The organism is Paenibacillus sp. M-152, from assembly GCF_003856555.1.
Lineage (GTDB): Bacteria > Bacillota > Bacilli > Paenibacillales > Paenibacillaceae > Paenibacillus > Paenibacillus polymyxa_C.
Window position 1 is genome coordinate 3,068,617 of record NZ_CP034141.1, and the last position, 14,328, is coordinate 3,082,944.

A 14,328-nucleotide genomic window follows, 5' to 3' on the forward strand; every position below is an offset into this window, starting at 1 on the left:
TGATGAATGATGTTATTGACGAATGGATGACGCCCTAATAATCAGCTCTGTGGACAGGAGTTCTCTGATTAAGTCGCACCCAGTCAGTTCCAGAGCCGGAGTGAGATCCTGAGAATCGGGTATAAGCTTCGAGGCTGCAAGTTCCCCCATCTCATAAAATGGAACACGGACACTGCTTAGTGGCGGAACAGCCATCTCAGCTGCATCCGAGTCATCATAGCCTACAAACGCTGGAAACCGCTCAACTGCCAGCCCGCGCTCACGGAGACCCTGCATTACACCGAGGGCCATCCGGTCGTTCGCCGCAAATACGGCATCAATATCATCTAATTTGTCTGCGATTGTAGCCGACGCTTCGAGCCCGCTTCGACGACTGTAATTGCCTTCCAAAATCAGCTCATGGTCATATTCAATACCAGCCTCCTGAAGCGCGATGAGATAACCCTTCAATCGCTCAGTACTGTTGGAATAGATATCCGGACCGTTGAGAAAGGCTATCCGCTTGCATCCCTGCTCAATGAGATGACTTACAGCCGCCCGGCTTCCTTCTACATGGTCTGCATCCACTTCACAGAACGACTGCCCTTCAAAATGGTGATTCATGACACAGAACGGTCGCCCCTCTTGCTGAAGTCTCTTCAGAGCCTCCACCTCATCGTGGTCATCCCTTGCTCCAAGGATGATACAACTGTCGACCTTTTGCTGACGGAAAAGACTGCTGTAGTCCATCCGTTCGCCCGGTTTTCGGAATAATAGTAGTAGATCGAGCCCGCTGTCTCTGGCCTTGTTACCGATGCCGCTCAGCATCTCGGAGAAAAAATAAGCAGAGAACAGGTGCGCCTTCGGGACATAAGGCATAACCACACCAAGATGGCCGCTTTTGCTTCGGGCAAAGTTGCGGGCCAATGCACTGGGAACATATCCAAGTTGATTGGCAACGTCCAGGACCCGTTTCCGCGTATCTTCCTTGATAGGACCGGTCGCGTTCAATACCCGAGACACCGTCGCTTCAGACACGCCAGCGAGTTCTGCTACTTCCTTGCGCGAAACGATATTGCCCACCTCCAATCATTTTATGTACGCGCGTACATTTTCTCATGCTGCTATACCTCTGTCAATCCCGAAAAGCGTGCCCTATTGGTATATAGGCTTTTTCTCCACAAATTCTCTCTAGGGCTTAAGCAGGCTAATCATTCCTACTCCTATCATCAGCACCGTAATTCCCACAAGTATAGCTAACCATTCATAAAGACTTTTCTTTTCCTTAAATAATAAAATGCTGCCGACACAAGCAATTGCAATGCTCGCTTGAGAGATCGGAAAACTAGCCGCCATGCCGATCAGACCGTTGGAAATAAATAGTGCTAGATTAGCAATGCTCCAAACCAATCCTGTAAACAAATTGCGAAGCACTGGAGAGAAGCGTAGCCGATGTTTGCCTTTCAAATTTATGACCAGGGCCGAGCATAACATCCCGAGCGATTGCGGCAGAATGACGGACAGCCCAGATATGTTAAAGTACTGATTGATAACTACATAACTGCTTAACGCTAACCCGGAGCAAACCAGCATCATGATAATTCGTAACGGCATAGGCTTAGACAGCCCAGCAGACTTGCCCTGATAGCTGGTCAATAGAACTCCCGCTAAAATACACAGAAGAGAACCAACACCCATCCCATATTGGTAACCTGTTATCCATTCACCCAAGATCAGTGCGGCAAATAACGTCGTCCCTATCAACTGTAGACCGCAAATAACAGGAATGGTGATGGATGCGCTTACTTTTTGGAAAGATCGAAACTGGAACAATTGTCCAGCAGCCCAGAAAATACCGGATATAAAACTTACCACGAAAGGAATCGGTGCTAATGAGGCTGGATGATTGATATACACGCACAGGGCAAACAGCACAGCACCAATAACGGTACCTGTCAGCTGTTCTCGGGGACTGGCTTTAGTCATATACGCCAATATCGGCATGACTCCCCAGCCGACAGCTGGAATAAAGGTAGTTATGAAATCCACGTGCGGTTCTCCTCCCGTAAAAAGTATTCTTCCTACAATCGTTAAAAATACCATGCAGGAAAAAACCAATAATTTTACGATAGCAAAGAAAACCGCTTTCAAATACCAATATTTTTATAGATTAATATAGCAAAAACAAAGAAATTGTTCTCTATATGTGCCTATCCACAATTTTATAGAATCAGATCCGATATATTTTCATGCTCTGAACTGGGATGTGTATCTACATCCTGAAACGTATTCTGGCCCATTCGCACCCTCCCCGTACTTTGCCCAATATAGAATCTATGTTTGTTAATTTATCAGTATAGCATAAGTTAAGGATGACAAATACTTAGAAAAAGGTTGAATCTAACTATAAATTTTCTTTGAAGGTTTCTTTGTTTTTCCCATAATACGCTTAAAAAAAGTAATGTATTTTCTTCCCCTGGCTTTGTTATGCTGAGTTCGATAATAACGCTTTCAACAGGACAGTTATATTTTGAAAGGGGCTATGTACATGGCTAGTATACAAGTTAACCCAAAGGAACGTACATTTCACTTAACGAACAAATACTGCAGTTATCTTTTCCGTGTCATGGAGAACGGGCAATTGGAGCATTTATATTATGGCAAAAAAATGGAGTACCTAGGTCAGTATGACCGTTTTATTGAACGAAGTTACCGCTCTGTGTCTGTCGGTGAATTTGATGGTGACTTGGTAACATCATTGGAAAGCATCAAGCAGGAATTTCCTTCTTCGGGAAGTGGAGACTTTAGAGAACCAGCAGTTGAGATCATACAGGAGGACGGTTCTCATGTCATGGAGTTCATCTTTGACCGTTACGAGGTCATCACGGGGAAACCTAAAATCCCCCATCTCCCTGCTACGTTTTGTAAGGAAGCAGATGAAGCAGAGACACTCCAGATCACGCTGACCGATTCCCTTACAGGAGCGGTTGCCGTGCTTGCTTACACCATCTTCAGTGAACTGCCTGTAATCACGAGATCCGTATCCATAACGAATTCCGGAAATAGTATTCTGAGAGTCAATCGTCTTATGAGCGTGAGCCTTGATCTTCCTGACTCCGAATATGAAATTATTCATTTGTCGGGGGCATGGGGGAGGGAACGACATGTGGAGCGTACACCACTCAGACCAGGTGTTCAGTCCATTGGGAGCACACGAGGAATTAGTAGTCATATTCACAATCCATTCTTGGCGCTTGCCAAACCGGGATCTCAGGAACACCAAGGAGAAATATATGCAGTGAATCTTGTCTACAGCGGAAACTTTCTTGCCCAGGCGGAAGTGGACAGCTACTCAACTACCCGACTGAGCCTCGGTATTCATCCTGACAAATTCTGCTGGACTCTGAATCCTGGAGAATGTTTTTATTCGCCTGAAGCAGTTATGGTCTACTCACAGAGCGGTTTGAACGGCATGAGCCAGGCGTTCCATCGCCTGTACAATAAACACTTAATTCGTAGTAGCTGGGCTGAACGGGAACGACCTGTATTAATCAATAACTGGGAGGGTACCTACTTTGATTTTACCGAGAAGAAAATAGTGGATATGGCTAAAAAAGCAAGTGAACTAGGGATTGAGCTCTTTGTCTTGGATGACGGTTGGTTCGGTCAAAGAAACAATGATACCTCCTCGCTCGGTGACTGGTTTGAAAATCGTGAAAAGCTACCGAACGGAATCTCGAATTTGGCAAAGAAGATCAATGAGCTTGGTATGAAATTCGGTCTTTGGTTTGAGCCGGAAATGGTTAATTCCGACTCTCATATTATGAGGGAACATCCGGATTGGGTTGTGGGAACACCCGGGCGTAAACGCAAGCATGGACGGCATCAGTATGTTCTTGATTATTCCCAACCGCCTGTTGTGGATTACCTGTTTAAGTTAATGGATGACGTGCTCTCTTCTGCTCATATCGAATATGTAAAATGGGATATGAATCGCTGCATTTCAGAAGCCTATTCATTATCTCTGGGCAAGGAAAGACAGGGCGAGTTTTTCCATCGTTACGTCCTAGGCGTGTATGCTTTATATGAGAAGCTGATTACCAAATACCCTGAGGTTTTGTTTGAGTCCTGTGCTTCCGGTGGAGGACGATTTGATCCAGGGATGCTTTATTATGCTCCGCAAACATGGACGAGCGACGATAGCGAAGCTATTGAACGTCTTAAGATTCAGTATGGCACTTCCATGGCCTATCCGCTTAGCAGCATGGGTGCTCATGTGTCAACCATTCCGAACCACCAGGTAGGCAGAACCGCACCGCTGCAAACCAGATCAAATGTCGCCTACTTCGGTGTATTCGGTTACGAACTTGATCCATTGGCTTTGACCGAGGAAGAGTGCAATATAATCAAAAAGCAAATACAACTGTATAAACGTCACCAACGATTAGTTACCCAGGGAACGTTTTACCGTCTGCTAAGTCCCTTTGAAAAAAATGAGACAGCTTGGATGACCATTGATGCAGAACGTGAGCATGCTCTCGTCGGCTGGTACCAGGTACTCTCACGCCCCAATGCAGCTTATTCACGGCTAAAGCTCATCGGACTGGACGAAATGGCAGTATATTTCGTGGAAGAACTGGATCGACGTTTCACGGGCAGCGAGTTAATGAACATCGGACTTATACTCACCCCGCCTTATAAGGCTGACCAGGATTTTAATATTGCGGAGAAATATGATTTCTCATCTCAATTATTCACTCTAACTAAAGAGACTTCCTCGTGATTGATATAAGTTTCATTAAGGGATAGACTTTAGTTAGAACGCTATGATTGTGCTATTGATCTTAAATACGTCATACCGGGTAAAATCATTTTCGTATAAATTCGATGATTTTACCTGGTACGACTCTCTGAAAAAAAGGTATTCCATCAATTCAATCTCCACAGCTATGAAGAATTAGATCATAGGCCTGTTCTTCTCTCCAACTCCTCCGTATATCTCATACTCATCAGCCTTGACTGCATGCCTAATCGCGCAATATACAGTGCTGTCTGGGTAGACATTATGTCCAGCAATAGAAGACAAGTTAATGATGTGTCCCGATTTGTGTTCCCGCATCGCAGGCAAATCAGCTGCAATTCCATACAAAATCCCTCTGCTGTTCATATCAATCATCATATTCCATTCATCAATTTGCTCTCGCCTAACTATTCGAATCAGACCATTGAGATTTCTAATCTCAAATCGCATTTGCCTAGGTTCAATTGTTTTGTGTCGGCATATGTTGTAACAAATAAAAAAAATAGAGGAGTGCTACTTGTGTACTACAATCTGGTACCTACGCTAACTCATTGCAGGCTTATGCACAATCGGGAGTCTTTTGTTAATGCACAAGCGACTCGGCAGGAACCGGATATGACGGGAATCTAACGAGGCAACGATGGAGGCATATACTACATTCGGCACCTTAATAACAATAGGATCTGGTGGACAGGATTAAGCGACAACGGCAGTGGTCATAATTGGACCAATGTGTTGGAAGGGGAAGTGACTTATGATCCGACCGGGGCGGTGGAAGTCAGCGGACAATGGTATGATGTACCCCGTGGAACGAACAGGGGCAGCGGTATCTTGGGCTTTTCTGTACGACTTGGTGATCTCGTCAAAACATACCAAAGCAGTGGATTTGGTGCGAATATTTTGAGGAAAATATCATAGTTGGTTGAGGGCACCCGAAAACAGGTCCTTTTACGTTTAAGCCCTCACTTTTACCTTCCCTCCAGTGTACTTGTCCAATAATAGATGAACTTCGGGACGAGGATGGCCGAGCAAATTGGCATGCTTTTGGACCGGAAATTGTGAATCTGGGCAAAAAAAGAGTAGCAGACGTATCTATCTGCTACTCTCAAATCCATGAGTCAGAAGCAGCTCAAGCGAGTTGCTTCTTCAATTTCAGGTACAAGCATTAAAGATTGTGTTTATCGGGACCAAACACAAGATTGGCCGACTGTTTGGCCTTCTCAATGACATTCATGACCTTTTCGCTATGTTCAAGCATATCCGAGACTTTTTCCAAATCATTTTCTCGGATGATACGTTCGAATTCAACGAATTCGTCATACATACGATGCGAATGATCTTTTAGGTCCACCTGGATGGGCGTTTCCTTATTAGGAGTGTATTCAAAATAATCGCATATATTAGCTGAACTCGCCATGTGTACATAGCCTTTATTGCCTTGAATGTTCACTGCATTGGGTGCCGTACTGTCTTTTGAACCTATGCAAACACACTTAAAATCGCCGTAATCAAGCAGCAGTATGCCTGAAGTGTCAATTCCACGTTCCATGTTCGCCAAATATTCTACCTTCTTAGGGCTCCCGAAGAGGCCAACAACAAAATGAATATTGTATAAATTGATATCCATCAATGCTCCGCCAGACATTTCCGGATTAAACGCAGGCTGGATTACTCCCGCTTTAAAAGCCTCATACCGGGATGAATATTGAGAATAGTTGCATTCAACTATTTTAATCTCGCCAAGTTTAGGCAGATACTCCTTTATGGACAAATAATTTTTCAAATATTGATTCGTAATAGCTTCCACCAATACCAGTTTTCTTTGCTGAGCAATTTCTTTTAGCTCTAGAAATTCATGCACATTTGATGTAAACGGCTTCTCACATATAACATGTTTACCACTCAGTAATGCTTCTTTGGCATATGAATAATGGAGATGATTAGGCAAACCAATATAGACAGTATCTACGTCATTATTCCTCAGCATTTTGCTGTAATCCGTATAAATCTGAGAGATTCCATATCTATGTTGCCAAGCTAGTAATTTCTCCTCATGGCTAGGTCTAGAACAAATGGCCTTTAATAAGATCGTCGGGATTTCCTGAATAAAGCTCAATAGATCCCCTACGATCATTCCTGCTCCGACAATTCCCAATTTCATTCTAGTTACACTCCTCTATACCCTTCTCAAGTATTTCCATTGAAGTTATGGTTTCTTCATCTGTAATCGCTTTTTCTTTGCCGTGTATGATCGAATGATAGAGATTGTCATACACTCGGGCATAATCTCCTTTTTCAGAAACCACTTTTTCTTCATGGTACTGACCATCATCATCCAGGTACGTTAAAATGCCATAATGCTCAGGCTGGTCGATGCCAAAATCGGCGTGTCCCTTAGGCAGATAGTATAATTTAAGATGCTCCTCCTGACGATCCTTTGTCTGCTTTATAAAAACGCCTTTTTTGCCATATACTACAAAACTCGGCCGCTCTTTTAAACGAAAAAAGCTGGATTTAATGGATACCTTGAGTGAGGGATAATAAAAATCCAGATCAAAATAGTCATTCATTCTTCCAGAACCGAGCAATTGGCGCACGTCGTAATGGATCGTGTCAGGTTTCCCAAAATAGGAAAGAACCTGGTCAATGGTATGAGCGCCATGTCCATAGAGGTAACTGTTATATTTGGAAAAATGAGAGGTGGAGTTGGGGGTTTCAGGGCGGTAATAATCAAAATGCATTTCCACCTCCAACAAATCACCGAGTTTTCCTGATTCAATGACCTTCTTGGTAGTGAGAAAATCCGAATCGTATCGTCTGTTTTGGTAGCACTGTATAATCAGATTTTTCTCTTTGGCATATTGGAAGATGGACACTGCTTCTTCTTTCGTTAACATAAAGGGTTTCTCAATAAGTACATTTTTTCCGTGGTCGAGTGCCATTTTCGCATAAGTGTAGTGGGATTCTACAGGTGTACAGACAACAATCAACTGAATTTCCTTATCGTTCATTAAAGATTCAAGATTATCTGTATACTGCACGCCAGGAATTTTCCCCCACTCCCCTTTATCTGGATTACGGGCGTAGATCGTCTTTACTTTCAAATGATCTCTGGTCAATGAAAAAGGCAGATGATACCGATTGGTGCTTTTGCCATTCCCAATATAACCGATGGTAAGCATATTAATTCCCCCTAGGCTCTTTTTCATTTATTATAGTAGAAGAACGTCGATCGTAAATAATTTGCCATCAAAACGGTACATTTAACCGAATATTTGTAAGCATGACGGCTTGTTTTTAAACAAAATGTTTATTGGGTATCTTTTATCAAACGTTATTTCAATTGAACCGGGGGGAACCTGTTGAAAATACTGATGCAATTATCAGAAATGCAAAACTTTACACCAAACGAAAAAAGCATTGCTTCCTACATTTTGGTCCACAAGGAATCGATCCTGCACTTAAATATTCAGGAGCTTGCCAAAGCTACGTATACTTCGCATTCCGCCATTAATCGATTAATTCACAAACTTGGGCTATCCGGCTTCAAGGAGTTTATAATAAAACTCGCTCGGGAATTCCAGCAAGATACCCAGAATATTTCTAATGTAGACCCCAACTATCCATTCGGGTTTGATGAAACCCCACTTCAAGTGGCGAAAGAAATTGCTGAATTAATGAAGGAAACGATTGAAAAAAACTTTACATTCATGGATGATCACTTGCTGTCACAAACAGCCCAGTTACTGGATCAAGCAAATAGGATCTTTATATATGCGTTAGGCGATTCACAAATCCGAGCAAAAAGTTTTCAGAATAAATTAGTAAAAATCAACAAGTATGTGGTTATAGCCACGGAGCTGTCTGAATGGGCTTACCATACGGCTAATCTAACTTCAGAAGATTGCGCTATTTTCTTAACTTACCACGGTAAGTCACCGATTTTTTTAAAAGCGGCACGACATTTTACGCGTGAGAATATCCCTTTTATCACCATTACAGCTACCAATCAAAGTGAATTGGCCAAACGAAGTAGTATATGTATCCAGGTGCCTAATGACGAAGTAAAGCATGCCAAGATTGGTACTTTTTCGTCGCAAATTGCCTTTGACTATGTATTAAACGTGATTTACTCCTGTATCTATAAAATCGACTACTTGAAAAATATGCAAACCCTGACACAATCGTTGGAGAATTCGCATCTCAACGACATGATGAATGACGTGTAGAGGGTTCAGCTTCTCTCTAACTGCAAAATAAGCGGCAATTTATAATTATATATGGTTGTTCTTCGACAAATAAGGTCTAGTTAGTTTTATGCTAACTAGACCTTTTTCTTTTATTGCTTCAAGCCCATCAGTACGGCCGACAGCAAGCTAGGAAAGCGTTCATTCAAATCATCGTAACGGATAGAGATAAAGCGTTGGGTTCCCTCTATTCTCGTATGAATGACCCCTGATTCCCGAAGAACCTTAAAATGATGAGACAAGGTTGACTTTGGAGCTGAAATATCTATCGAGCTACAGGATTGCTCCCCTTTTTCGTCTAAAATCTGGATGATATTAAGCCGAATGGGGTCACTTAGAGCATATAAAACTGTAGGTAGAGTAATTTCAATTACGTTGGGATGATACAGCGTTCTCAAGATCCGTTCACCTGCCTAACAAAGAATTATAGTTGCATTATAGCATATTGGAATGCTATATTTCTATTATTCGAAAATATTCGAACTATAGAACAAATGGAGGGTTTCGTTTTGAATAAAATTATCACCTTGTTTTTTTTGATCATGTTTTTCATTGGTACAGATACGTTCATTGTGTCGCCTCTTCTACCTATTCTTCGTGAAAGCTTCGGCATTTCTATCGAACAATCGGGCTGGATTGTTTCAGCCTATGCTTTAGGGTATGCTCTGTTTGCCTTAATTGCAGGACCGTTGTCAGATGCATGGAATCGAAAAAAAGTACTACTGTTCGGCTTACTTGGTTTTGGTATCTTCACTCTACTTTGCGGCTTTGCCGTTGATTTTTGGACCATGTTTGCTTTTCGCTTATTGGCTGGCATTAGTGCCGCTTTTGCCTCACCTCAAGTTTGGGCAGCCATTCCTCAGTTAGTTCAACCACATAAAGTGTTAAAAGCCATGGGAGTTGTCACCGCAGGATTAGCTTTTTCCCAAATGCTGGGCGTGCCCATTGGCAGCTATCTCGCTACCGCCGGGTGGCAAACACCCTTTATTATGATTGGTTGCTGCACCTTCCTGATCGTTATTTGGACTGCTGTTCTCTTGCCCGCCTTGCCTCCTTCTATACAGAAGCAAAAGGCTCTCTCGATTAGGAACAGATACCGTTCATTGCTGCAGGGGTCAACACCTAAGGTCGCTTTTCTGGCCTACTTCCTGTTCCAACTCGGAAATTTTGCTGCCTTCTCTTTTATTGGCACATGGCTGTCCGACAAATTCAGCCTCAATGTTGCAAATATTGGTACGGTGATATTATTCCTTGGTTTAGGAAATACGATCAGCAGCTTATTTGGGAGCAGCTTAGTTAACAAAGTGGGGCCTAAGCACTCTTTGATCTATGGCGTAATTTTCATCGGTCTGCTTTATTTGCTTCTGCCCTATTTACCTAGTGTGACCTATGTCGAAATTACATATTTTCTGATCTTCCTTATCCTTGGAATGATTTTTCCGCTTATGATGAGTATGCTTCAAACCTTGTCTGCCACAGCACGCGGAACAGTCTCATCACTTGCCAATTCTTCTATGTATTTTGGAACAATGGTTGGCTCTTTCACAGCAGGAATGCTATACGCGCACAGCGGTGGTTTTATTTCCGTTAGCCTGTTTTCTGTGATTTGTTTCGGTGTGTCACTAATCTTGTTCCTACGTAGCGGGGTTTTACTAGGTCTAAGACAAAAATAGAAACGAGTAACCTTAAAAATCGACATAAGCTCTATCTTTGGGCCAGGAAAAGAACTTATATTATCAGAAAAGCCGCCAGTATGGCGGCTTCTTATGCATATCTACTGTTGTCTAGCTTCAAGGATCAATCTTCATCAATAGCATTTCGAATATCATAATCATCAATGTTGATATCCAAAGCCATTCCCAGTGCTAACTTTGCCAGTTGGCTTCCAATAAAGGGACCCATGGTCAGCCCGGATGCTCCAAGCCCATTGGCAGCTATAAGGCCGTTCCAGCCAGGCACAGCTCCAAGCACCGGTAGAAAACCGGGGGTAAAAGGACGGAAACCGACTCTTACCTCCTGAAAAGTGCTATTTGCCAAACCAGGTGCTAATTCTAAACCTTTATTTAGGATTTCCTGCATTCCACCTGCTGTTACTCTTGTATCGTAGCCTTCGATTTCATTTTCGTGAGTCGCACCTATTACGATCTTCTGTTGATCAAACGCCAACAAATACTGGTCAGAAGGCGGTATGATTACAGGCCAGGTGCCTGTATCTTGTCCGGCAGGGATCTGCAAATGCATGATTTGTGCCTTTTGAAAACTAACTTTAAAGCGAATGCCCAAAGGCAGCATCAGTTGATTGGCCCATGCACCAGCACAAACAATGACTACGTCAGACGAAAAACTATGTCCATCGACCGTTACTCCGGTTACATGGTCGGAATTATATTGAAGCACAGCATCCCCATGGATAAGGGTTGCCCCATTTCTTTGGGCTGATCGGATCAACGCGTCACGTAGCGCACGACCATCTATACGAGCGGCACCGCTAATATGAACAGAATGATATCGATCTTCTAATAAAGGAAACTGTTCATGGGTTTCCTTTTCATTTAGTTGCGTAATTTCACCGATTTCCGGTGCATCTGTATGTCGTAAGTGTGCTCGTTCCTGCATTTTTTTGATTTTCTCCAAATCATCGTGAATACTGAGAGCCCCAACTTGAGCATAGCCAGTTTCTGTTTCTCCCTCGCTTTTGAGTTCTTCAATCAACCCGGGGTAAAAACGTGCGCCCGCTTTGGCTAGCTGGTACCAAGCCTGATTGCGTCGCTGTGATAGCCAGGGACAGATAATGCCAGCAGCTGCATCAGTCGCCTGTCCTTTATCTTTGCGGTCTACAAGAATGACATCAGCGCCCATTTTTGCTAACTGGTATGCTGTCGATGCCCCCAAAATTCCTGACCCGATTACGATAACCTTCTTCATGATTACATCCCTTTCCTAAATCACTGTATCCATTATAGCGAATACTGCATGAATGCATAAAGTTTGAAACATTAATATTTCAATCCTTATAAAGTTCTTAGAATTGATCTGTAAAGTAGTTGTCAGAACGAATGAAAAGGATGAACTGATATGGATAATATTATTTTACAGACTAAAAATCTCTGCAAAACCTTTGGACGACAGCAGGCAGTGAACAACGTCGCGTTGTCTATTCAGGAGAATTCCGTGTATGGATTGCTCGGGCCAAATGGGGCAGGAAAATCAACTACCTTAAAAATGCTAACCGGTATGCTACGCCCGACAGCCGGTGAGATTTTATTTCAAGGGAAACCTTGGTCCCGAAAAGATCTTGCTCAGATCGGCGCGCTGATCGAAGCTCCTCCACTCTATGAGAATTTGACAGCTAGAGAGAACCTGAAGGTTCGCACAACGTTGCTTGGACTACCTGATTCGCGGATTGATGAAGTGCTGAGCATTGTTGATTTGACCCATACCGGGAAAAAGCGCTCCGGCCAGTTCTCGATGGGTATGAAGCAACGGCTGGGCATTGCGATTGCTCTCCTCAATCATCCCAAGCTATTGATCCTAGATGAGCCAACCAATGGACTAGACCCCATTGGTATTCAGGAGCAACGTGAACTAATTCGCTCCTTCCCGAAGCAAGGAATTACCGTAATTCTTTCCAGTCATATTTTATCCGAAGTCGAACAAATCGTTGACCATGTTGGTATCATTGCCGGCGGCGTATTAGCTTATCAAGAGGCGGTCACTCCAGGGCAAAACCTGGAATCGTTGTTCATGCAGATTGCACAGAAATATCGAAAGGGAGGTGAGTAGGATGCAGCAATACATAGCCGCCGAACATCTAAAATTAAAGCGCACCTTCACGAAAAAGTTGGTCTGGCTTGCCCCCATCGTTACTCTTACTCTGTGTACCGTGCTCATGGGGGGACGTATGCTCCAAAGCGCCAGCTACAATTGGTGGTATTTCATGCTGCTACCAGGTGCCCTCACCTTAATGTGCTCAGGAGTGATCCAAAAGGATGGCAAGAAGCTGAAATACCGTGCTGTCCTTGGCATATCTGTAGATTTGGCTCGGGTATGGTACGGTAAAATCGGGGTTTGCGTAAGGCTCTTAATGGCTTCCTCTATTATCCTATTTATAGGGATAACTCTTGGCGGATTCGTATTCTCAACTTCCGTGACACTAGCAGAAAGCGTCGCTGCAACTCTGCTACTCTTCATCACCTTTTTGTGGCAAGTTCCACTTTGCCTGTTCCTAACGGATCGAATAGGCATGTTTGCCACCCTAATCATCAACATGCTGGGCAACGTAGCCTGCACCGTCTTGTTCGCTACGTCTTCTGTATGGTGGGCGGTACCCTATGCTATTCCAGCGCGATTGATGTGCGCCGTCATTCAAGTGCTGCCTAATGGGCTTGCCGTTCCTTCAGGAGATCCACTTTTGGATAGAGGCATAATTGTTCCCGGCCTGTTGATCACAGTATGTCTATTCATGATTCTGTCAGTGCTGACGGCCATGTCTTTCCGTAAACGGGAGGCTAAGTAAGATGATATCTTTCTTCCGCAATCTGAAATCTGATGTGCTCAAACTTAGAAGGCAGCCCTTATTGCTGGTGCAGCTGCTTGTGCCACTCTTAGGCATAGCAATCTTTCTAGCCTATTATTCCTTCACTCCATACTCATCGATTTCGAAGATAGACGGCTATTTGCAGGTCCTGGCTGTGGTTCTTCCTACCATGATTGGTATTGTATGCTCCATTGCTGTTGAACAGGAGTCAGTCGCTGGAAATTTTCAACACCTCTTGACCTCGCCGGTGAAGCTGTTACCTTTTTTGAGCAAGCTTAGCCTGCTTCTGTGCTTGGGATTTGGTAGTGTGCTGCTTGCCTCAGGCGGCTTTGGAGCTGGCTATATATATCTGTTGAAAGAGTCCCCGTATGGCTTGAAGTTTTATGTGTTGGGTGCCTGCATTCTGTTTATGTCGAGTCTATTCCTTTATATTCTACATTTTTTCGTTAGTTTGCGATTCGGTAAAGGAGCTTCTATCGGTCTGGGCATCATGGAGAGTCTATTGTCCGCTTTGCTTCTAACTGGGCTGGGTGATCATAATTGGATATTCATCCCCTCTGCTTGGGCTGCCCGCTTCATCACGATCTGGGTGCAATACGGCGTAAGCTCAGCAGATTCTATCCCTGAAACTATACAGCTTGATTTGGGAATCAGGTATTGCGTAGTAGGGACCTTAGTCATCATGGTATTATTAGGGTTATGGATTTGTCGTTGGGAAGGACAAAATTCATCCGAGTAAAGATTAGAGAAAGAAAGCAAGGGAA

General features: G+C 43.5%; 14 protein-coding genes. 7 read left to right on the forward strand and 7 right to left on the reverse strand.

Translation table 11 applies throughout. The annotated features are described in order from the left end of the window. Positions 1-12: 12 nt before the first annotated feature. On the reverse strand, positions 13-1,068 hold the full coding sequence (locus EGM68_RS13270) for a LacI family DNA-binding transcriptional regulator (protein WP_080683406.1): 1,056 nt from the start codon (positions 1,066-1,068) through the stop codon (positions 13-15). Positions 1,069-1,170: 102 nt separating this feature from the next. Beyond that, positions 1,171-2,028 (reverse strand): GRP family sugar transporter, encoded by an 858-nt coding sequence (locus EGM68_RS13275; RefSeq protein WP_129549381.1) that lies wholly within the window; start codon positions 2,026-2,028, stop codon positions 1,171-1,173. A 499-nt stretch (positions 2,029-2,527) separates the two neighbouring features. On the opposite strand from EGM68_RS13275, the gene EGM68_RS13280 reads away from it, so the two are divergent. Next, positions 2,528-4,762, forward strand: a complete 2,235-nt coding sequence (locus tag EGM68_RS13280) for an alpha-galactosidase (RefSeq protein WP_129549382.1) — start codon at positions 2,528-2,530, stop codon at positions 4,760-4,762. A 174-nt stretch (positions 4,763-4,936) separates the two neighbouring features. Here the strand turns inward: EGM68_RS13280 and EGM68_RS13285 are convergent, their stop codons facing one another. Beyond that, a complete protein-coding gene (locus EGM68_RS13285; RefSeq protein WP_025678519.1) occupies positions 4,937-5,230 on the reverse strand; it encodes an SDR family oxidoreductase in 294 nt (97 codons plus the stop codon). A gap of 304 nt (positions 5,231-5,534) precedes the next feature. Between EGM68_RS13285 and EGM68_RS25730 the strand changes: the two genes are divergently transcribed. Then, positions 5,535-5,684 carry a hypothetical protein gene (locus EGM68_RS25730; protein ID WP_165264038.1) on the forward strand — a complete coding sequence of 50 codons (150 nt, stop codon included), beginning with the start codon at positions 5,535-5,537 and terminating at the stop codon, positions 5,682-5,684. A 261-nt stretch (positions 5,685-5,945) separates the two neighbouring features. Here EGM68_RS25730 and EGM68_RS13290 read toward each other — a convergent pair whose 3' ends face one another. Further along, a complete protein-coding gene (locus EGM68_RS13290) occupies positions 5,946-6,941 on the reverse strand; it encodes a Gfo/Idh/MocA family protein (RefSeq protein WP_129549383.1) in 996 nt (331 codons plus the stop codon). A 1-nt stretch (position 6,942) separates the two neighbouring features. Continuing rightward, a complete protein-coding gene (locus EGM68_RS13295; protein ID WP_129549384.1) occupies positions 6,943-7,962 on the reverse strand; it encodes a Gfo/Idh/MocA family oxidoreductase in 1,020 nt (339 codons plus the stop codon). A 180-nt stretch (positions 7,963-8,142) separates the two neighbouring features. Here EGM68_RS13295 and EGM68_RS13300 point away from each other — a divergent pair, with 180 nt between their 5' ends. Beyond that, positions 8,143-9,009 (forward strand): MurR/RpiR family transcriptional regulator, encoded by an 867-nt coding sequence (locus tag EGM68_RS13300; RefSeq protein WP_013371333.1) that lies wholly within the window; start codon positions 8,143-8,145, stop codon positions 9,007-9,009. 110 nt (positions 9,010-9,119) lie between these two features. Here EGM68_RS13300 and EGM68_RS13305 read toward each other — a convergent pair whose 3' ends face one another. After that, a complete protein-coding gene (locus EGM68_RS13305) occupies positions 9,120-9,425 on the reverse strand; it encodes an ArsR/SmtB family transcription factor (RefSeq protein WP_014599797.1) in 306 nt (101 codons plus the stop codon). Positions 9,426-9,536: 111 nt separating this feature from the next. On the opposite strand from EGM68_RS13305, the gene EGM68_RS13310 reads away from it, so the two are divergent. Continuing rightward, on the forward strand, positions 9,537-10,700 hold the full coding sequence (locus tag EGM68_RS13310; RefSeq protein ID WP_129549385.1) for an MFS transporter: 1,164 nt from the start codon (positions 9,537-9,539) through the stop codon (positions 10,698-10,700). Between the two features lie 124 nt (positions 10,701-10,824). On the opposite strand, the gene EGM68_RS13315 is transcribed toward EGM68_RS13310, so the two are convergent. Beyond that, positions 10,825-11,952 carry an NAD(P)/FAD-dependent oxidoreductase gene (locus EGM68_RS13315; protein WP_129549386.1) on the reverse strand — a complete coding sequence of 376 codons (1,128 nt, stop codon included), beginning with the start codon at positions 11,950-11,952 and terminating at the stop codon, positions 10,825-10,827. A 150-nt stretch (positions 11,953-12,102) separates the two neighbouring features. Between EGM68_RS13315 and EGM68_RS13320 the strand changes: the two genes are divergently transcribed. From EGM68_RS13320 to EGM68_RS13330, 3 genes are read left to right on the forward strand one after another with little or no spacing between them, the layout of a single operon-like run. Continuing rightward, on the forward strand, positions 12,103-12,810 hold the full coding sequence (locus EGM68_RS13320) for a lantibiotic protection ABC transporter ATP-binding protein (protein ID WP_058711645.1): 708 nt from the start codon (positions 12,103-12,105) through the stop codon (positions 12,808-12,810). Between the two features lies 1 nt (position 12,811). Beyond that, on the forward strand, positions 12,812-13,543 hold the full coding sequence (locus EGM68_RS13325) for a lantibiotic immunity ABC transporter MutE/EpiE family permease subunit (protein WP_129549387.1): 732 nt from the start codon (positions 12,812-12,814) through the stop codon (positions 13,541-13,543). Between the two features lies 1 nt (position 13,544). Continuing rightward, positions 13,545-14,303: a lantibiotic immunity ABC transporter MutG family permease subunit gene (locus EGM68_RS13330; protein WP_129549388.1), complete on the forward strand. Its 759-nt coding sequence runs from the start codon at positions 13,545-13,547 to the stop codon at positions 14,301-14,303. The last annotated feature ends 25 nt before the right edge of the window (positions 14,304-14,328 follow it).